Here is a 20,858-nt window from a genome sequence, read left to right on the forward strand (position 1 = left end):
GATATCTCCATTTATTAACTAAGTAACGCATCTCGTATTGCTTCACCGACACCTGTCGCTGATTGTGGGTTTTGTCCGGTAATTAAAGTGCCATCAACAACAACATTACTTGTCCAGTCTGAGGCATGCTGATGCAAGGCACCACGTTTCTTCAGTTTACTCTCCAAGAGAAATGGCACAGCATCAACCATACCTACCACATTCTCTTCAGAGTCGGTAAATGCGGCCACTTTCTTATCAGCGACCAAATATGAACCATCACTAAGTTTGACATTAACTAGTGCCGCAGGACCATGACATACCGCAGCAACAACTTTTCCCTGCTCGTACATTTCTCGTGTGATGTCTTGGACGTAAGAATTTTGTGGAAAATCCCACATAGTTCCATGTCCACCGACGAACATAATTGCACTATAGTCCTCAGCCTTAACGTTAGATAAAGCAGCACTATTGGTTAACTTCTGCTGAAATGTACGGTCCATCCAATATTTAGCATTTAAATCATCGGAGAAATCCACACCATAAACCGGAGGAAGCCCCCCTTGAATAGATGCAAATTCAGTAAAGATGCTGGCCTCGTCCAAAACATGCAGTGGATGAGTTAATTCTGGTAAATAAAAACCGGAGTCTTCATGCCCTGCTCCTAAGTCTTTATGACTAGTCAGAACAAAAAGAACAGGTTTGATTGAATTTGATAATGAAGAAGACATAAATAACCTTAAAAGTTAAATAGAGTGATTACCTTACCCTTCATGCATTAGGGCAAGGTAAGCTATTGGAATAAGTTAGAGAGGTACACCGCTATATGGCAGATAATCCGTATAGCCGTGTTCATTGCCGCCATAATAAAGAGACTGATCGGGCTCCTGAATCGGCCAGCCATGGCGATAACGTTCAACTAAGTCAGGATTAGAAATATATTTTGCTCCGAACGCCGCGAGATCAATAATTCCATCAGAAAGTAACTGATTTGCTTTCTCTAAATTCATACCGCCAGCGAGAATCAATGTTCCCTTATAAGCTTCTCGGAATTTTTGTAAGAATCCATCCGGCATAGCCGGAGCTCCTCGGCTAGCCTGGTCCATAATGTGAACATAGGCAATACCACGATTATTCAGTTCACGAGCCAAATGAAGGAAAGTGTCCTCTTCACCTTCAAAATCCCCCAGGTCATGTAAGCGACCAAATGGAGAAAGGCGGATACCCACACGTTCAACGCCAATACGTTCAACACATGCATCTACAACCTCGAGAGCAAAACGCACACGGTTTTCAATCGTTTCACTGCCATACTGATCTTGACGATCATTAACCGCACCATTAATAAATTGCTCAACGAGATAACCATTTGCACCGTGAATTTCTACACCATCAAAACCAGCGGCAACGGCATTTACAGCAGCCTGAGCAAAATCAGCAATCACATGCTGAACTTCCGCCGTTGTCAAACAGTGTGGCTTACTTGCAGGAACAAAACTCGGAACTCCATTGGAGTCATAACCGAATGCACTGCTGTTCACCGCTTGCTGACTCGTTGAACTTACAGGAAGCTCCCCATCTTTCTGCAATGAAGTATGGCTAATACGGCCCACATGCCATATCTGAGTAAAAATAAGGCTTCCAAGATCATGTACTCGGTTCGTTACCTTGCTCCAGGCATCTATTTGAGCCTGATTCCAGATCCCAGGACAGTCGACGAAACCAGAGCCTTGCTGACTGATCGGCGTACCTTCAGTCACAATGAGTCCGGCATCCGAGCGCTGACCATAGTATCGAACAGTGCTCTCATTAGGTATATTGCCTGGTGCTCTAGCCCTAGTCATAGGAGCAACAACGGCACGATTTTTTAAGGTTTTGCCATTTAATTTATAATCATCAAAAAGCACTGTCATTCAGTTTTTCTCCTTAAATTGCAAAAGAGTAGATAACAGTGCCATGCTAGAGAACGGATAGTATGAATGGAATAGTGATTTGTTTATTAAGAATATAAATAAAATTTATATCAGAAACAGAATAACTTTTTAATTTTTTAACTGTTTATTTTCTAATAAAAATGACAGCAATAGCGCAAGAAGCATGACACTACCACCAATCACGAAAGACGCAGTAATTGCATGACTGAAAGCAAGTTCAATACTAGGCCTAAGGCCTGTCGGTAACGCTGCCACTGCTTCCATCCCTCCATTTATGATTCCCTGGACATCAATATCTGTACTGATTTGACTCAATCCATCATGAAGCTTGGTAGTCATGACACCTCCAGATACAGCGACCCCTAATGCCCCCCCAAGCGAACGGATAAACGCCATACTTGCTGTTGCTTCACCCAAAGCGTTTTTGGGCGCAGCATTCTGAACGATCACAGTAGCATGCTGCATAGCGATCCCCATTCCCAAACCAAGGATTGCCAGTCCCATTAGAAACCAGTAAATGTCTTTTTGCATGTAGGCTAAAACAGCGAAAACACTTAACCCCAACGCTTCTAAAGCAATTCCGGCAATCATAAAGAGCTTAGGTCGATTCAGTTTTGAAGATATTTGGCCTCCGAAGACTGAAGTTAAAAGCATTGCTACAATTTGTGCGAGTAACATTGTTCCAGACTGTGCGGCAGTCAGTCCCAACACTAATTGGAAATAGAGTGGCAGAAAAACCATCGCACTCATCATCGCAAATCCCATACAACTAGTGGTAACAGAACCGATAGTAAAATTACGTATGTGGAATAAACTTAATGTAACGATCGGCTCGACAGCTTTACTCTCGACATGTATAAACAACGCGATAGAAATGAATGCAATCGTTGCGACCACCCCCGCCGTATAAGATTGCCATGGAAACAGTGTCCCCCCTAGGCTGAACAGCAACAGAATACTAGACGCTCCACACGCCATAGTAACAGCTCCATAGACATCAATAACATGCTTCTTGCGTGCTGTTAGCGTAGGTAATGAGTTCCAAAGGATAAATATCGCAATAAGAGCGATAGGAACATTAATATAAAAAATCCACCGCCACGACAGTGCTGTTGTCAATGCTCCACCAAGAATAGGTCCAGCAACTGCAGATATTGCAAAAGTACTAGTAAATAAGCCCTGATAACGTATACGTTCCTTTGGTGTAACTACATCGCTGATCGTCGTCTGACATAGAGTCATGACTCCTCCAGCACCTATACCTTGGAACAAACGAAAAATAATCAGTTGCGTCATCGACTGAGCAACACCACACAAAATCGACATCATCATAAATAAAGTGATAGCCAATAAAAGTAACCCTCTTCGACCATACATATCACTAAATTTGCCGAAGATTGGTGTTGCAACCGTAGAACTGAGCATGAAAGCAGTTACTACCCAAGACAGATGAGCCAACCCTCCAAGTTCACTGGCCATAGCCGGTAGAGCCGTATTAACAATACTCTGATCTAAGGAGCCGAGAGACATTGCTAGCATTAGCCCAGCAAATATTGGGAGTAACGCCTTTAGAGGTAATTTTTCAGTCCCATTTCCCAATGGTTTATCAGAAATCTTTATATCTGTTGTTTTCAAGGCTCTTTTGGCTCCTTTACATAGAACACCCTTCTAAATTAAGTTTTTTATCAATAGGTTATATACTTCATCGCAACTACATTAGATTTACTCGGTAATAAAAGATCTATAAGGAATGCTTTAAGAATCAGCCCTAACATCTTCATGGTGAATAGTTAAGGTAAGAACTTTAGCTTTAATTGGAAAAGCAGAATCATAGGGCTCTGTCCAATGAATTTATCTAAAGAAAAGATTAGGCACTCAAGATTACTTTCTAGTGTAACCTAAAAATCTTGTCTGTGATTTTGTCCATCTTTTGATTAATGACTGACTTTAACTACAGTTTGTTAGTCAACAAAATAAAGCACTAACATAAATAAAATCATGATATTACAGGACAGGAGCTATTTATGGCATATCAATTTATTTATTATTAATATAAATGAAATTTATATCATAAATGTTCTAATTTACTAACTTCGAGCAATAGAGCACGAATCCAACGATGAGCAGGATCACGATGCGAACGTTCATGCCAAGCCATACTTTTAGTAAACCCAAGTACCTTTAGGGGAGTTTCCATAATAACCAAGTTATCGTGACGACAAGCTAAGCGTCTAGGAACAACGGCAATCATATCGGTAATCCTTAACACTTCTGGAAGCACTAAAAAACTATTTACGGATAGACCAATATGACGGTTGAGTTTCATTTCTGCGAGAGCCTCATCAGTCGGCCCCCAAAAGCTACCTCGATTAGATACTAGAATATGCTCTAAACAACAAAATTGTTCCAGAGTTATATTACCGGAAGCAGCTGATGGATGATCTGCTCGCATCATACAAACATATTGCTCTTCATATAAAGCTCGACCATGCAATTCTTCAGGTGTCGTCTCTGGTGTGACTAATGCAAGATCAACTATCCCCTGTTCCATCTGCTTAGAAAGAGTGTCATAGTTTACAGCTATCACAGCAACTTTTATCCCTGGAGCTTTCTGCTTAAGTTCCGCCATCAGAGGGACGATAACAGCTTTCAACGCGTAATCCGTAGCCGCTATAGTGAAAGTCATTTGAGCTGTTTCAGGCTCAAAATTAATCGGTTGTAATATCCGGTTAATATCAGCCAGAATCTGTTTTATTGGGTCCGCCAAAACTAGTGCTCGCTCTGTTGGTATCATGCCACGCTGAGACCGAACAAAAAGAGGATCATCAAAATAGTCGCGTAAGCGAGTTAACATCGCACTGACCGCAGGTTGAGTCAGGGCCAAGCGTTGAGCAGCACGAGTTACGCTCCCTTCATTTATTAAAGCATTGAATGCCTTAAGCAAATTTAAATCTAAATTTCGGATATCATTATTCACGTTAGTCACATTCCCCAAAAGTCATCAACTTTACCAAATAACTGTAATGCCTTAATTTTATTCATCAATTTCATTAACACTGTACCAATGTTTCTTCGATAACTTTTACTACTCGGTCGTAACGCCGTGCAAGCTCTGAATGGCGTTTACTTACTAAGTAAACAGGATCTTTCACGTTTTCAGCAATGTCCAATACCTGTAACTTATCCCTTTCGAGAAACAAATTCACACAACATCTAGGAATAACTGTAAAGCCAATGCCTTTGGCAATTGGTACTAAAATTTGGTGAATTTGATTGATGTAACCTTTCGTTGAAATAGTATCAAGATTTAACTTTGACAGTTGTGGTGAGCCCGACTGATCGACATAAGTTTGGAAATAGTGATCTAAGTCAGGATGACGTATAACACCTATTTCTGGTAATAGTTTTTCAAATGGTATTGTTGTGTTTACTGAAGTAGGAACAACGAAAACCAAAGACTCAGAGCCAATCACTCTACTATCAAAATAATGGGGATTAGGTGGCTTGGTCACTAACCCCACATCAAGTCCCCCACTTAGTATCTGTTCAAAAATACGGTCATTGGGTGACGCTTCTAATTCAATAGATAATTGGGAGTGCTGTGCTTGTAACGAAAGTAATTCGGGGTATATCAACCAAGCAAAGGTACCGGAACAACCAATCCTGCAACTGCCTAGGAAGGGCTCATCCTTTCCTAAGTCAATCAATAATTCTGACTCTTTTTCAATTAGCTCAAGTGCATATTGATATACTTTTCGCCCGTGGATTGTTAACTCAAATTGCTTGTTAAACCTTGTTAATAATGGATAACCACATGCCGATTCTAATTTATTTATATGCTGGCTAACCCCTGGTTGGGTCATATTCAATGCTTCAGCAGTACGGGTAAAATGCCCCAATTCAACAAGAGTTTTGAATGTGTTCAACCAAATAGGATTCAGCATAAATAATAACCTCTTATTATCATTGTGAGAATATTTAATAATTTTTCATTTATAAATGCAAGTATTAGAATTTTCTGACGTAATTTAATTTCTACGAGGAATACTCTTATGTCAGACATGAGCACATACCCAAGAACCTTCTCTCATATCGGTATCTCAGTACCAGATCTGGAAAAGGCTGTTAAATTTTATACCGAAGTGCTTGGTTGGTATCTAATCATGGAGCCAACAACCATTACAGAAGACGACAGTCCTATCGGTGAAATGTGTACTGATGTTTTTGGTCAGGGTTGGTCAAGTTTTAAGATTGCGCACCTTTCTACTGGAGATCGAATTGGTGTTGAAATTTTCGAATTTGAAAATGCACAGAATCCAGAAAACAACTTCGAATACTGGAAAACCGGCGTTTTCCACTTCTGCGTACAAGATCCAAACGTAGAAGAATTGGCTGAAAAGATTGTTGCTGCTGGTGGTAAAAAACGTATGAAAGCACCTCGTTTTTACTACCCAGATGAGAAACCATACCGCATGATCTACATGGAAGACCCATTCGGCAATATTCTGGAGATCTACAGCCATAGCTACGAATTAACTTATTCAAGCGGCGCATATAATTAAGCCCACCTAACGAGAAGGAACGGAAAATGAGAGCTATCACCTATCATCCCGAATCGGACCACTTTACGCTCAAGAATATCGCCGAGCCAGAATTAGAAACCCCCTTCGACGTTATCGTCGAAGTTCATGCTATTGGTCTTAATCCGGTCGATGCGAAAATTAATTACTGGTTCGGTATTACTGAAGCAAGTAATCGTGACATGGTGGGTGGGCTCGACGTCTCTGGTGTGATTGTGGCTAAAGGTAATAAGGTCAGCGGTTGGAATATCGGCGATCGTGTTCTCTACCATGGCAACATGCGCCGTCGTCAGGGTGGCTTTGCTTCATTTTCCGTTCATGACTCCCGCACTTTAACCAAACATCCTAACCTATCCGATATTGAAGCTGCCGCATCACCTTGTGCAGGGTGGACAGCCTATCGCGCACTGAACGATAAACTTCATCTTGCGGGGAAAAACAGTATTGTTATCTATGGAGCAAGTGGCGGCGTGGGAAGCTATGCACTCCAACTTAGCCGTTATTATCAGCTTGATACCATCATTGCTGTCTGTTCCGAACATAATTTCGATTACGCTACATCATTAGGTGCAACACACTGCCTCGATTATCGAGACCAACAACTTCTCAACAAAGTGAACGCTATCGTCGAAAATCAAGGGATTGAATGTGCACTGGATTGTATCGGAGGCCCCGCACAAGCTCTGACTTCCTCGATGCTTGGCTTTGACGGGCAATTAGTCGAGCTGGTGAGCACCATTGAGTCAACACAACATCATAAGGCATTTGACCGCGGATTAACCTTGCACCAATTAAGTCTCGGAGCTGGTCACGTTAATGGCGAAATAGGAATGAGATCGCTCACTCAAGCGGGTATTGCCATGAATAACCTGCTTGAAATGAACATCATTACTTCTCCGAAAACTAACACCATTACTTTAAGCGATATCCCAGAAGTCCTTAAAGAAATCAGGCAAGGACATTCCCTAGGAAAATACGTCGCTAAACCTTAGATATAAGTCATCCTTATACCCCATATTTTTTTTGTGATTGGAGTGATAAACTCAAAAACCGGATGATATCACCATCAACGAAACAACATGTTTCACTATTCAAACGTGAGGAATTCATTATGAGTGACATCATCTGGCCCGAAGGCTTTGTACCTGGTTTTACTGACAACTTCTGTTCTAATGAAGTGATTGTCGCAGGTCTTTCAACAAAAGATATCTGGCCTCTACTTAACACACCAGCACTATGGCCAACTTACTATGCTAACTCAGCTAACCCTCGTTTTTATGACGATAAAGGCCCAGAATTAGAAAATAACGTTCTATTCTATTTCGAAACTTTCGGCTTCCCGGTTGAGTCTCAGTGTGTTGAACATATTGCACCAGTAGAAGGTCAACCTGCACGTATTGCCTGGCATGGCTGGTCAGGTGAAGGTGAGACTCGTTTAGATGTACACCATGCCTGGTTAATCGAAGATCTGTCTGGCAATCGAGTCCGCATTCTGACCCAGGAAACCCAAAACGGTAATCCAGCTAAAGAATTAGCAGTGACTACGCCAAACCCAATGATCAATGGCCATCAGGAATGGCTAGATGGTTTGGTTAAAGCTGCCCGTAAAGCAAAATAGCAATGAATTGACACCACTAAATTCGAAAGCCGCTCTCAAAGGTATTGAGAGCGGCTTTTTGCTCTATAATTAACTATATAAAACAATAAGCTCTAATTATGGCAAATATTAAAAACCTCGACCTAAATCTTCTTCGTGTCTTCGACACTCTGATGGATGAGAAAAATGTCTCCAGAGCGGCCGAAAAACTCTCGGTCAGCCAGCCAGCAGTTAGTGGTATGATGACCCGCCTGCGACACAGCTTAGGCGATCAGCTATTTATTCGCAGTCAACATGGCATTGTGCCAACCGTTCGTGCCCAAGAGCTATCAGGACCAATAAAAAAGCTGCTTAGAGAACTAGATGCTGTTTTAGAACCGACACTATTTGACCCGAGAACAGCTGAACTAACACTCTCTATCGCGGCCACAGACTACTCTTTGAGAGCCATTGTTGAGCCATTTTTGCTTACATTCAAGCAACAAGCTCCCAACATAAAAGTCTCGGTTCGCTGGATTAATGAACATGAGCTATTCGAACAGATGGAACGTGGGATCATTGACATTGCGTTAACCACTCCTGAAGCGTCTCCTGTAGATTTACGCGCCAAAACCTTATTTGATGAAACCTATATCTGTGTTCTAAGAGACGATCACCCTCTACTTGAAGATAACACTTTAACACTTGAGCAATTTTGTAGTATCGATCATGCGATTGTCTCTTACGTTGGTGGGGCGTTTGAGGGAATGACAGATCAAGTACTCCACTCTCTGGGCAAACAGCGTCGTGTCGTGCTATCCGTCCCGAGCTTCTTATCACTGGTCAACATTTTAAAAAACAGTGATCTCTGTGCTGTTGTACCGAGACGACTCATAACAAATATACAGGGACTTACTACGGTAAACCTTCCATTTGAAGTTCCCGGATTCACAAAAATCATGGCGTGGCATGAAAGAACACATGACAGCGATGCCCATCGATGGATCCGTGATTCGATTGTTAAACTGTGTAATGAACTTTAAATATCTTCAGATATTCAAATCGGTGATGATGACAATAACAAAATGCGATTAGAGTTATAATATTCGATCGTTCATGATTCAAAACAATAAACATCATTTTGATATTTTTTCTACCGACATGATAGGATTTGAAATATGAAAAACGTTGCTTTTCTAGGTTTAGGTGCAATGGGCGTTCGCATGGCTGCTAATATTCTCAAAGCTGGCTATCAAGTGACAGTTTGGAACAGAACCCCTTCTAAAGCAGAACAACTTGTGATTAACGGAGCTAAGCTGGCTGAAACTCCACGTCAAGCCGCTCAAAATGCGGACGTTGTTATCGCAATGGTACGTGATGATCATGCATCAAAAGAAGTTTGGTTAGATCCTGATACCGGTGCGTTTAACAGCATGAAACAAGGTGCAACCGCGATCGATAGTTCAACACTCTCTGTTAAGTGGGTAAAAGAACTCCATCAGCACGCTTCCGAGCGAAATATTCCTTTTATTGAAGCACCAGTTTCAGGCACCAGACCACAAGCCGAATCCGGACAATTGATTTATCTTGTCGGCGGTACACAAGAAGCTTATGAAAGCAGTAAAGAATTACTGGAAACTATGGGTTCTGTCATCAATTATACTGGTGAAATGGGTAACGGTGCATTAGCAAAACTATGTACTAATACGCTTCTGGGTATGCAAGTCGCCACGTTAGCCGAGCTGATTTCTACCTTACAACGTCAGCAAGATTCGGACGTTGAAAAGATCATTTCAGCACTCTCATCAACCGCCACGTGGAGTGCTTCTGCAAACAGCATATCGACCTTGATGCTGAAACAGATATTTGCTCCGATGTTCCCTGTTGAACTGATTGAAAAAGATTTCTCTTACATGCTGGAAGCAACTGGACACACATCGCCTGTCATTGAAGCCGCGCGTGATGTATTCAGAAAAGGAATCGACACTGGGATTGGAGACGAAAACATGACTGCGGTTATCAAATTATATCAATCTTAAAAGCTTATTTAGATAGAGCCAGAATCTCTGGCTCTATCTCTACCTAAACTTGCAACTTTCTCTGATAAAGTTGGTCAAAAATATTACCCCTAAAGCTACACTATACTTTAATCTATCTAGCCATCAAACGCTCATACAAGCCCAGCTTTAAACAGAAGAATTCATATGAAAATAAATACGTTAGTTACACTATCTGCTATCGCGGTCTCTCTCTCTGTCAGTGCCCAAAATGATTTAACATTTAACCAAAATATCTACACTGAAAACTCTGCCAAAGTTAATGGTCAAACGGTTGAATTTCGTGCTTATGAAGGCATTCCATATGTCAAAAACCCTGTTGATAGTAAGTTTCAGACACTCAATATTTATGTTCCAGAAGGTTATTTCAAAAACCACACTATTTCAGGTTATACCATACAAACCGCACCAATCTTCTTACCGAACGGTGTCGGTGGTTATATGCCAAGTAGACCACTAACCCCGAAGATCGATGAGCATTCCCACTCTGCGAATGCTTTACTACTTGCACTGCAGCACGGCTATGTGGTGGCGTCACCTGGGGCACGTGGACGAACTAGCCAAAATTCCAAGGGTGTGTACACAGGAAAAGCTCCTGCTGCCATCGTTGATTTAAAAGCCGCCGTTCGTTATCTGCATTTCAACGATAAATCTATCCCAGGAGATGCCAATAAAATTATATCTAACGGTACTAGTGCCGGTGGTGCTCTATCTGCTTTATTGGGAGCAAGTGGCGACCAAGACATCTATGACACATACTTAGAACAACTAGGAGCCGCCCCCGCTTCAGATAAGATTTACGCCGTCTCTGCATTTTGCCCGATTACCGACCTTGACCATGCCGATGCCGCCTATGAATGGCAGTTCAACGGTTACAATGATTATAAAAAAATGGATATTTCAATGTTGGATTATCATATCCAACGCAAAGAAACCAAGGGTACACTGACCAAAGATCAGCAAATCGTATCGGACGCCCTAGCCAGTCAATTTCCAGGCTACCTGAATGGGCTAAAGCTACATGACTCAAATGGCAACCCTTTGACTCTGGATAAGAATGGTAATGGTAGTTTCAAGAAGTATGTCATCTCTTTAATTCAGGACTCGGCTCAGTCAGCATTAGACAACAATAGAGATTTAAGCCAATTCAAATGGCTGACAATCACCGATGGCAAAGTAACGAACATCGATTTCGACAAATATCGCACTTACGCTATCCGTGCCAAACTTCCTCCGGCCTTTGATGCGCTAGATCTTAGTGCAGGAGAAAATGAACTGTTTGGTAATGCATCGACTAATGCTATGCATTTTACCGCGTATTCCTCTAAAAATAGCTCAACTGATAACTCAGCGACAGCCGCAGCCAATGTCGTTTATATGATGAATCCTCTGAGTTTTATTCAACCAGACCAGCAAGGCATTGCACCACACTGGAGAATTCGTGTCGGTACCAATGACCGAGACACTTCTTTAGCCATTTCAGCAATCTTAGCGACTCGTCTTGAAAACTCAGATTATGATGTCAATTATCATCTTACCTGGGATCGCCCTCATAGTGGTGACTACAATCTGGATGCCCTGTTTTCCTGGATTGATAGTATTAGCCAAAACTAAGTCTTAATCGGTATATAACGGAAGAAGCCAACGACGATAATTCACCTATTTGGCTTCTTCCAAAACAGCAAAGGACGACCTAATGCAACATAGAATGACAATAACTTTTCTTTCAGCCACAATGTTTTCTCTTTTATGCACAGCTTTCCCCACTCAAGCACAAGAAGTGAACATAAAAAATACTTATATTCCTATCAGCCGCAATGTTCCCGGAGTTTTTTACCAACCCAAAACCATAAGTGCCAAAGCTCAAGTAGCAGTTCTAGTCATGCACTCCGATGAAAATTATCTTAATTTTCCAGCCTGTACTGAACTATCCAAACGCGGTTACTCTGTTCTGTGTGCCAACGTAGCGAAATCTCAGAGCTCGATGGAACAAAAGATGCTTAATGTAAAATCTGCTATTGAGTATTTGCAAAACCGCTCTGACATAAAGAAAATCCTTCTGTTAGGGCATAGTGGCGGTGCCACGTTGATGACGGCCTACCAAACTATTGCTGAAAATGGCGTCAAGTCCGTTCAAGGAACTGACAAGATGATCCATATATCTGATGCCGTTAATAATATGCCTGCTGCTGATGGTGTCATATTATTGGATGCTAACTGGGGCAATGGCCCCATGACATTATTCAGTCTAGATCCAGCAGTAAAAACCGAAGGAAATGGAGTTAATCTCGACTCTAGATACGATCTTTACAGCTCCAAAAATGGTTTCACCACAAACGGCGCTCATTATTCAAAAGAGTTTAAACAGCAATATCTGACTGCCCAACGCGAACGCTATAACAAGTTGGTTACAGATGCAGAAAATCGGGTTCAAGCGATAGAGAAAGGCAAGGGAAATTATGTCGATGACGAGCCTTTTATCGTGACCGCAGGAGCGCAAATGTTGTTTAATAACAAATTATATCCTCAAGACGTATCCCTACTTTCGCATACAAAAGAGAAATGGACTTTACTCCATGCCGACGGCTCTGAAACAACCCAAGTTATACATTCAGTACGTTTGCCTCTTAACCTAAAATCCAATACAAGTTCAATTAATGGTGTACTTGTAACTACAGCAAAAAATTTCTTAAGTAGAGTCGGAATTCGAGTAACGCCTGATTACAATATTACGGAAGATGGTGTAACTGGGATTGATTGGAGATCAAATATCACTAGTCCAATTGGTAATATTGAAGGTGTTCATCGTCCATTATTGCTAATGGGGATGACTGGTAGCTGGGAATATCTCGCTTCAGAGGCCATTTACCAGCACGCAAATAATAGCAAGGATAAAACGTTAGCTTTTGTTGAAGGTGCCACTCACATGTTTACTCCCAACAAACAGGCTGAAAAAACACAGGGAGAATTCGGTGACACGATGAAAACACTTTTTGATTATGTCGACCATTGGATTAGCCAGGATGGGCGTTTTATCAGGTAGTAGATCGATAAACATTGGAATAATGACTCACTTCAAGTGAGAATCTCCTGCCCATCAAATCACAGCTGACGATCACCAGTGTTTCCGGTTAGCATATGCGAAGGCGCAGTTATTGGTGCGGGTAGTATTGTAACTAAGAACATTACCGAGAAAGGGATCTATGCAGGAAACCCAGCTAAAAAGTTAAGAAACTTGCCGTGAATACAGGCATACAACCGTTTAGATTAGACATACTTTTATGCACTTTAATATACGGCCCTACAACATTTCTGTCCAAACTGAGCTAGATATTGGTCAGACTTTATTATCCACTTCACCAAGCTTGGTCGCTATAAATATCCTCGGGAATGCTCAAGCTTTATCAATTATACCGTTATAGATAGACTGAAAACAGCATCTTTCTGATAAGACTTTTTATCTGACTACAGTAACTCGCTTGTAGAGATAGAAAATGCTTTGCGCAAAGCATGACTAAAGAGTGAAAACTCATTAAAGCCGTACTTAAAAGTGAATTCAATATTACCGTTGTTAGCTCGGCTCCCTTTTTCACATATTGTATTAAAAGACCGTTATCAGTCATTAGGGTATGTACATGTTCTTTATATAGAATGAGCAGATCTATTATTGCTTTGGTGACATCATCCGCTGACTTGTATGGCACTTTCTTTTGTAAAACTAAAAGGGCCAAGAAATACTTGACCCTGAATACCTCAATATCAAAGCAATATTTAAGCTAGAATAATGTTAAAAAGAAACGTCCATCGCTAGCCAATAACGACGACCATCCTCGGTATATCCATAAGTGTCGTAGTCAACGGTTTTATCAAACAAGTTATAAACTGCCCCTTTTACTTTTACATTATCAGCTAGTTGGTAAGTGACTCCAGCATCAAAGAAAGTATAAGAAGGAACAGGTGTCACACCACTATCAGCGCGTTCCTCACCGTGATAAGTGTATTTAAGCCAGCTATCCAATTTTTCTGATGCACGCCAAGTCATGTCAGCTGAAACTAAATGTTTAGGTAGGTTTTCTAAAGGATTCCCTTTATTATCGCCTGTTTTCTGACGTGAATAAGTGTAGGTATAACTTGTTTTAAAGTCGATTGAGTCTGTCAGTGGTGTATCAACAGATGCTTCAATGCCTCGAGTGACAGCCTTGTCCACATTCACGTTACGTTTATTGGTATTCCCCCAAGAGTTCGTTAACGTGTCACACGTCGATGCTGTACAACTTGTAGTTGTGATCATATCTTTAAAATCGTTGTTAAACAGGCCAACTTCAGCATGTAATCCTTCTTCGCTACGATAAGCTAAGTTGATTTCCTCGGTAACAGATTTTTCCGGTTTCAAGTTAGCACTACCATAACGATTCCCCCCACGACTAGCCTGTACCCAACCAGGACTAGATTGACGGAGATCTGGTGCACGGAAACCGGTAGAAACACCCCCTTTTAATGTCCAAGCATCATCTATATTCCATACTGAATAAACTCGCGGACTAAAGTGAGAACCGTACCGTTGATCATGCTGATAACGAATACCACCAGTTAAAGCAAGCGGATCAATCACACGCCATTCATCTTCAACAAATAGAGCGAAGTCCGTATTGGATAGGTGAGTAATCGTACCGCCTGTATTTGTCGAAGTATCGTCCATACTTTCATGTTGAGCTTGCAACCCCATCGATAATGTATTCGTGGTAAACGGTAATACGACGGTTGTTTTGTATTCGGTATTATTCAACGTTATATCACGTGAATAGCTGTATGAGCGCTCATACTGCAGATACGAGTTTTCCTTTACATTATCTCCCCAAGTCCCTTGATGAGACAACGCAGCAGTCTTACGGCTATATTTTGCCTCGGTGTAATCAGATGATAATGCATAATAGCTATTTGATTCATAGGATTTATCTGCATTTGAACGACTATCTTGCTCATTAATGCCGGCTTCCAAACTAAATTGATGATTCACATTTAATTGATAAGTTAGCTTCGTATTAAGACTACGCATATCATTTTGTGCGTAACCATTTATAATATTATCTTCATCACGGTGTTGATTTTGACCATAAACTTGTAAAGAAAGAGAATCTGTCAAAGGTCCCGTAACAAAGAAATTACCATTTTGCTCATCACCAGAATCACGATCCTCTTGTAACAATGTACTCAGTGATATTTTGCCAGTCCAATGTTGCTGATCTTTACGCGTAATCACGTTGATCACACCACCAATTGCATCGGAACCATAAAGTGTAGACATGGGCCCTTTAATTACTTCTATACGTTGAATAGCTTCTAACGGTGGTAACCAACCATCTTCAACTCCCGGTCCATCACTGTTTGGGCGAGTTTGACGAGTAGACACTCGTTTGCCATCAACCAATATCAATGTATAAGATGAACCCATGCCGCGAATGGAAATATCTTTAGCATCACCACCGCCTGTTACTACGACTCCAGGCACACTAGATAAAGCATCCGCAATATCACGATAGTAACGAGACTCTAGCTCTTCACGGGTAATAACGGTTACGCTAGCCGATGCATTTTGAACTTTTTGATCATATCCAGCAGCTGTAATGACCATAGTTTCATTCGTATTGTCAGTGTTAGTAGAATCCTGAGCAAATACGCTTGGTATAGAACCAAGAACACCAAGGGCCACTGCTGAAAGTACAAACTTGGAAGGAACAAACATAAATCTTTTCCTTTAAATGATAATAATTATTAGTTGCATTAGTATTATCTAGATTTACAATGTCCTACATAAGGTTCATTTCATGGAATCTTTGTTCCATTAGTGGAACGTAGCTGGTTCTATAAGGGGGGAAACCGTGCAAGATTTCGCATCAATTAGAGCTTTTTATGCCCTCTGTGAGAAAAAAAGTCTTACGGCAGCAGCCAAGTATCTACATCAGCCTAAGTCTACCGTTAGTCGTCGTTTAACCACATTAGAGAATGAAGTTGGTCAATCTTTAATGATTCGTAGAGGTAACCGCCTTGCCATTACACAAGCAGGTGAAGTATTCCATAGTTACTGCAAAAAAATATTGGATTTAACCGAAGAAAGCATTGATGCTATGCAGAAAGTTAGTAATGAAATCAGTGGTGAACTGACTATAATTGTACATACTAACTTGGTACGTGGTTGGTTTAATAAACTAATAAATAACTATTTGGATGATAACCCTAATCTCAATATAAATATCATCAGCCAATACCAAGCAGCCTACCAAGATGTAGACCCTGATTTGATCCTATGGCTTGGAGAATTATCTGATATTAGCTGGCGCCAAGAAACTATCGGTTACTGGTGTTATTCGGTCTTTGCTTCACAAGCCTATATGGAGAAAAACAATAAGTTAAATCATCCGAATGATATTAGAGAACATCGATGGCTACATTACGCAGCCGCAGAGCTAGAAAATATTGAACTTTCTAATTCTGATGGTGAAACTTTTCAAGTAGAACACTTACCTAGCCGTTTTCATAGCGATAATATTTCTTTACAGCTTGATGGTATTACAGCTGGGAGAGGGATTGGCCTTCTTCCTGTGAGTATTTATCATAAATTTAATGAAATGCATCATGGTAAGTTAGTCCCTTGTTTACCAGATTGGCATAGTGATCCTAGACCTATTATTTGTTATACCCCGCGCGATAAGCATCAAGTAAAAGTTCAAACTTTAGTTAATCGAATGCAAGAAACTAGACCGAAACATTGGCATCAACGACTTTCTTAAATAGCTTTTTATCCTTTAGAAGGCGTAACTGAAACTCAATTAAACCATTTAACTACCGCCATGGACCGAATTGCTTCAGATGTGGTCAGGTATAAAGACAATAAGGGTTATAGATATAATGTTTATATTATTCTTATAGCCCTTAAACACCGATTAGCTATTATCATCAAAGCGATAACTCATACCACAAATAGACTGAATCCATTCTTCCCCTTGTTCCCCAAGCTGTTTGGACAATTGCTGTTTAGGGCGTTAACACTTTGAAACCAAATTCAAATAACTTAGCTATGAACACTTTTCCTGCTTAATTACCTATATCTTACTGATCCACACAAATCATTTTAATAGCTCATTTGGTTGACTGGTCCATTATTATAATTTAATATGAACCATAACATCAAAAAAACCAAAGGTGTCATTATGACTAAATGTTATGGGTACATCCGTATATCACCTAAAATCAACGATATTGACAACCGTATTGAAGCTTTTTCAGCATACCAAAACGATATTGAACTATTTAAAGAGACTGGGGTTCGCGGTGGTGTCCCACTATCAGAAAGATCAGTATTTACTGAATTAGATACAAAGCTTATAAAAGGTGACGAACTGGTCGTTTGGTGGATTGACGAGCTGGGTAAAGAGTTTTCAAAATGCCTGAATAACATCAAACTACTTATTGGGCGAGGCATAACAATTAAGACCATTGTTCAAAATTTGGAATTCAAACAGGATGATCAAATTACAGATGCCCTAGTAAAAATGATGCAAGGTTTTGCTGAGTCTGAAAAACATAAACGCCTATTTGCCGCAGAGCTTGGACGCCGCTCTCTTAAAAAAGACAGTGAAGGTTGGAAAGCAAAATTCCGTGGTCGCAAGATAAATAAAGAAATGCATGAGGTAATTGCACAAGCTCTGTTTGAAGGCAAAACCCTACAGACCGTTGCTGACGAGACTGGTGCAAGTATATCAACCGTTAAAAGAGTAAAAGCAAAAATTAAAGATGACGATGAACTAGGTCATCTTAGAAGTCGTAGCCACAGGCACGGTGGGCGATGTGGGGAAAGAAGACACGGCGAACAAAAAGGCCACAGCCCTAAAAGAGGCTATGGAAATAAACCTCTAAGAGATGAAGATCATCAAAATTAAAAAGGCTTTATAACATGAAAAAGAACTTATACCACATTGATATAGCTCCACTAAAAAACAAAGATGGATCAGACATATCATCAGAGGAGCATATTGCTTTTGATTTTGAATCTCACGATGATTTAAAACAAATTCTGTCCAAGGTAGGAATCATTGAAGGACTAGATAAAAAGCAGACTCACAGTTTTGCCATAGGCTTAAAAATGCTCGGTGAAATTATGCTGGAACACAGAAAACACCCGCTATTTCATGAATTCAGCCCACATTTTGGTCAATTTATGAAGAAACTCAAACAAAATATCAAATAGAACACCTAATCAATATTATCAGAGCAAGCGTAGCGATGAATGATCTTTAGATTGTCCAATAAAGGGGAAATTTGAATATCATCTTCTGTCAGAACGAACAAAGCATATCAGGGGGATATCGACGTAAACTTCCGTTTATCCGGTATTTGAAGCCTAATGGCAGAGTTTCGAATGTCGTTATCTGCGGCGCAAATTCAAAATGGAAACAAGCGTCAAATTCAAGATCTGATTCTGTCGCCCATACTGAATCAGTTTTTAAACTAACGAAACGAGATATATTTTTTACTTTCGAGTTTTCAAGATTACGTTTCTAAGCATTATCCAAAACAAAAATCCACATTGTAGTAAAATTTCAAAAGCATGGTACACATTTTGTACTTTTTAAAGGTATGGTTGTATATTTTTCAAGGTATGATTGGATAATCGCAATGTATGGTTATATTAAGAGACATTAACAAGGAAACTGCATATGGAACATGGAAGTCGGGATATAACCTTACGATTTTTGGCCGAGCCAAGTGATGTCAACTTTGGTGGTAAAGTGCATGGCGGCGCGGTGATGAAATGGATTGATTTAGCGGCGTATGCCTGCGCTGCTGGCTGGAGTAAAAAATATTGTATTACCGCTTATGCTGGTGGTATCCGTTTTGTGGCCCCTATCCTGGTTGGGAGTTTGGTCGAGGTCAACGCCAAAATCATTTATACCGGCAATACCTCAATGCACATTGGACTAGATGTGCAAGCGAGCGATCCTAAAAATGTCGATCAGCAGCTGACGACGCACTGCATCGTAATTATGGTAGCAGTGGATGAAGAGGGCAAACCAACGCCAGTTCCTCAATGGATTCCCAAAACACCTCATGACCAGTTTTTACATGACTCCGCGATTCGTTTAATGAATATGCGTAAAGAGATTGGTGAAGAGATGGAAGCTCATGTTAAAAAACCGAAATAAACCATCGGCATACGCTGTCATGTAAACGTCATGCTTGTTTGATTTAATCATGCTACGACTATCTTCTCACAAGACACGGAATGACAAAGAAATACGTTGTGACTCTCGGAGAGTCATCATTAATGGATCCTAAGGCCACAGAATATCAATGGGTACGGGCTCTGTATGTGGAAGGTTATCAACCGAAACAGATCAATCATTACATCCAAGCCTGTTTTGGCGGTGATGCGCAATTTGCTGATCTGTTTCGTAAGGTGGCACTCTATGAAGAAAATATTGCCGTACTTATCACCCACCTTAGAACCCTTTTCTAAGTCCTTACCCTCTTTATTCTAACCACTGAGCTAATTTATATACCCAAGTAATCACAAGTTCCTGTGTCCTACATCTTGAGGTTATTTGGGCATAACGACCTTTAAGCAAAAGGAACCACGAACATCACTTTATTGTTCTTGCACTCCAAGGTCGTAATGCTTACATTAAAAAGCATTCACTCAGATATAAGGTTGTTACATGAGGTTTAGTTTTAATGCCGAAGATGCGATTCAAGTTTGCGTTGGTGCATTTGCGCTTGCCGTTCCTATCTCTTTTTCTGAGGAAGCTTGGCAATTAGGTAACACGTTGCCAATTCCTAACTTATTATTATTGATGGCTCTGTCTATTAGCTTTCTTGGTGTTTTTGCCTACCACAGTGTGTTCCAAAGTAATATTCGCGCTCGGTTTAGCGTGTTTCTATTTCGCATTGTGATTGCTTATTTTATTGCAGCCGTTGTCGTTGCGTTAGTACTACTCTCTTTAGATAAGCTCCCATTATTGGAACATCCCTTTGTCTCTTTAAAACGTATTATTGTAATTACGATGCCTGCTTCAATGGGCGCGATTGTCGTCGACAGTTTTGATAAGGAATAACGAGTACCTTTATGACTCCTAAATTAAGCTTACGTGCCTTAGAACGAGGCGATTTGAGATTTATCCATAATTTAAATAACAACCGTAATATCATGACTTATTGGTTTGAGGAACCGTATGAATCTTTTGACGAACTTGAAGAGTTATACAACAAACATATTCATGATAATGCGGAGCGACGTTTCGTCGTCGAAAATGAAGATAAAGAATTAGTGGGGTTAGTCGAGTTAATTGAAATTAACTATATTCACCGCAGCGCTGAGTTTCAGATCATTATTACCCCAGAACATCAGGGCAACGGCTTTGCCGAAATTTTGATCAACAAAGCGCTCGATTACTCGTTCACGATTCTGAATCTTCATAAAATTTATTTGCATGTTGCTGTAGAGAATGAAAAAGCGGTGCACTTATATGACAAAGCAGGATTTATTGAAGAAGGCCATCTGGTCGAAGAGTTTTTTATTAATGGTAGCTACCAAGATGTGAAACGCATGTACATTTTGCAAAGTGCTTATTTAAGCAAACATAAAGAGCAATTTAAGCCCCAGTAGCAGCAAGGTATAAAAAAACCGCGCACCTCTGAGGTGGAGTGCGCGGTAAAACATCGAAGAAATAACACCGGA

20 protein-coding genes and 1 pseudogene are annotated in these 20,858 nt (G+C 40.6%); 15 read left to right on the plus strand and 6 right to left on the minus strand.

What is annotated here, in order from left to right; translation table 11 throughout:
* Positions 1-14: 14 nt before the first annotated feature.
* From I1A42_RS22205 to I1A42_RS22225, 5 genes are all read right to left on the minus strand, one after another.
* Positions 15-710: a type 1 glutamine amidotransferase domain-containing protein gene (locus I1A42_RS22205; RefSeq protein ID WP_196125087.1), complete on the minus strand. Its 696-nt coding sequence runs from the start codon at positions 708-710 to the stop codon at positions 15-17.
* Between the two features lie 75 nt (positions 711-785).
* Positions 786-1,892 (minus strand): alkene reductase, encoded by a 1,107-nt coding sequence (locus I1A42_RS22210; RefSeq protein WP_196125089.1) that lies wholly within the window; start codon positions 1,890-1,892, stop codon positions 786-788.
* A gap of 129 nt (positions 1,893-2,021) precedes the next feature.
* Positions 2,022-3,548 (minus strand): MDR family MFS transporter, encoded by a 1,527-nt coding sequence (locus I1A42_RS22215; RefSeq protein ID WP_196125091.1) that lies wholly within the window; start codon positions 3,546-3,548, stop codon positions 2,022-2,024.
* Between the two features lie 433 nt (positions 3,549-3,981).
* Positions 3,982-4,890: a LysR family transcriptional regulator gene (locus I1A42_RS22220; RefSeq protein WP_196125093.1), complete on the minus strand. Its 909-nt coding sequence runs from the start codon at positions 4,888-4,890 to the stop codon at positions 3,982-3,984.
* 73 nt (positions 4,891-4,963) lie between these two features.
* A complete protein-coding gene (locus I1A42_RS22225; protein ID WP_161153238.1) occupies positions 4,964-5,857 on the minus strand; it encodes a LysR family transcriptional regulator in 894 nt (297 codons plus the stop codon).
* A 117-nt stretch (positions 5,858-5,974) separates the two neighbouring features.
* On the opposite strand from I1A42_RS22225, the gene I1A42_RS22230 reads away from it, so the two are divergent.
* The 8 genes and pseudogenes from I1A42_RS22230 to I1A42_RS22265 form a co-directional block, all read left to right on the plus strand.
* Positions 5,975-6,475 (plus strand): lactoylglutathione lyase family protein, encoded by a 501-nt coding sequence (locus tag I1A42_RS22230; RefSeq protein WP_196125718.1) that lies wholly within the window; start codon positions 5,975-5,977, stop codon positions 6,473-6,475.
* 26 nt (positions 6,476-6,501) lie between these two features.
* Entirely contained in the window at positions 6,502-7,485 is a 984-nt protein-coding gene (locus I1A42_RS22235; protein ID WP_161153240.1) for a zinc-binding dehydrogenase, read from the plus strand.
* Positions 7,486-7,604: 119 nt separating this feature from the next.
* Complete coding sequence (locus I1A42_RS22240) at positions 7,605-8,111, plus strand: SRPBCC family protein (RefSeq protein WP_161153241.1); 507 nt, start codon at positions 7,605-7,607, stop codon at positions 8,109-8,111.
* 98 nt (positions 8,112-8,209) lie between these two features.
* Positions 8,210-9,112 (plus strand): LysR family transcriptional regulator, encoded by a 903-nt coding sequence (locus I1A42_RS22245; RefSeq protein ID WP_196125095.1) that lies wholly within the window; start codon positions 8,210-8,212, stop codon positions 9,110-9,112.
* Between the two features lie 135 nt (positions 9,113-9,247).
* Positions 9,248-10,108: an NAD(P)-dependent oxidoreductase gene (locus I1A42_RS22250; protein ID WP_161153242.1), complete on the plus strand. Its 861-nt coding sequence runs from the start codon at positions 9,248-9,250 to the stop codon at positions 10,106-10,108.
* A gap of 165 nt (positions 10,109-10,273) precedes the next feature.
* Entirely contained in the window at positions 10,274-11,740 is a 1,467-nt protein-coding gene (locus tag I1A42_RS22255) for a subtype B tannase (protein WP_161153243.1), read from the plus strand.
* A gap of 82 nt (positions 11,741-11,822) precedes the next feature.
* On the plus strand, positions 11,823-13,169 hold the full coding sequence (locus I1A42_RS22260; protein ID WP_202436310.1) for an alpha/beta hydrolase: 1,347 nt from the start codon (positions 11,823-11,825) through the stop codon (positions 13,167-13,169).
* A gap of 78 nt (positions 13,170-13,247) precedes the next feature.
* A pseudogene (locus I1A42_RS22265) lies at positions 13,248-13,370 on the plus strand (acyltransferase); the annotation flags it as partial.
* 543 nt (positions 13,371-13,913) lie between these two features.
* On the opposite strand, the gene I1A42_RS22270 reads toward I1A42_RS22265, so the two are convergent.
* Positions 13,914-15,869 (minus strand): TonB-dependent receptor domain-containing protein, encoded by a 1,956-nt coding sequence (locus I1A42_RS22270; protein ID WP_161153244.1) that lies wholly within the window; start codon positions 15,867-15,869, stop codon positions 13,914-13,916.
* A gap of 136 nt (positions 15,870-16,005) precedes the next feature.
* Here I1A42_RS22270 and I1A42_RS22275 point away from each other — a divergent pair, with 136 nt between their 5' ends.
* The 7 genes from I1A42_RS22275 (at position 16,006) to speG (ending at position 20,786) form a co-directional block, all read left to right on the plus strand.
* The gene (locus I1A42_RS22275; protein WP_196125097.1) at positions 16,006-16,914 is read left to right on the plus strand and encodes a LysR family transcriptional regulator; all 909 of its coding nucleotides are present in this window, start codon (positions 16,006-16,008) and stop codon (positions 16,912-16,914) included.
* Positions 16,915-17,334: 420 nt separating this feature from the next.
* Positions 17,335-18,063 carry a recombinase family protein gene (locus I1A42_RS22280; protein WP_196125099.1) on the plus strand — a complete coding sequence of 243 codons (729 nt, stop codon included), beginning with the start codon at positions 17,335-17,337 and terminating at the stop codon, positions 18,061-18,063.
* Positions 18,064-18,077: 14 nt separating this feature from the next.
* Complete coding sequence (locus tag I1A42_RS22285) at positions 18,078-18,371, plus strand: DUF3861 domain-containing protein (RefSeq protein WP_161153247.1); 294 nt, start codon at positions 18,078-18,080, stop codon at positions 18,369-18,371.
* A 469-nt stretch (positions 18,372-18,840) separates the two neighbouring features.
* Entirely contained in the window at positions 18,841-19,326 is a 486-nt protein-coding gene (locus I1A42_RS22290) for an acyl-CoA thioesterase (protein WP_196125101.1), read from the plus strand.
* 80 nt (positions 19,327-19,406) lie between these two features.
* Positions 19,407-19,640: a hypothetical protein gene (locus I1A42_RS22295; RefSeq protein WP_161153249.1), complete on the plus strand. Its 234-nt coding sequence runs from the start codon at positions 19,407-19,409 to the stop codon at positions 19,638-19,640.
* Positions 19,641-19,839: 199 nt separating this feature from the next.
* On the plus strand, positions 19,840-20,235 hold the full coding sequence (locus tag I1A42_RS22300; protein ID WP_161153250.1) for a DUF2391 family protein: 396 nt from the start codon (positions 19,840-19,842) through the stop codon (positions 20,233-20,235).
* Positions 20,236-20,246: 11 nt separating this feature from the next.
* A complete protein-coding gene (gene speG, locus I1A42_RS22305; RefSeq protein WP_196125103.1) occupies positions 20,247-20,786 on the plus strand; it encodes a spermidine N1-acetyltransferase in 540 nt (179 codons plus the stop codon).
* Positions 20,787-20,858 lie beyond the last annotated feature (72 nt).

Origin of the sequence: Vibrio nitrifigilis (assembly GCF_015686695.1) — a bacterium.
GTDB classification, from domain to species: Bacteria; Pseudomonadota; Gammaproteobacteria; order Enterobacterales; family Vibrionaceae; genus Vibrio; species Vibrio nitrifigilis.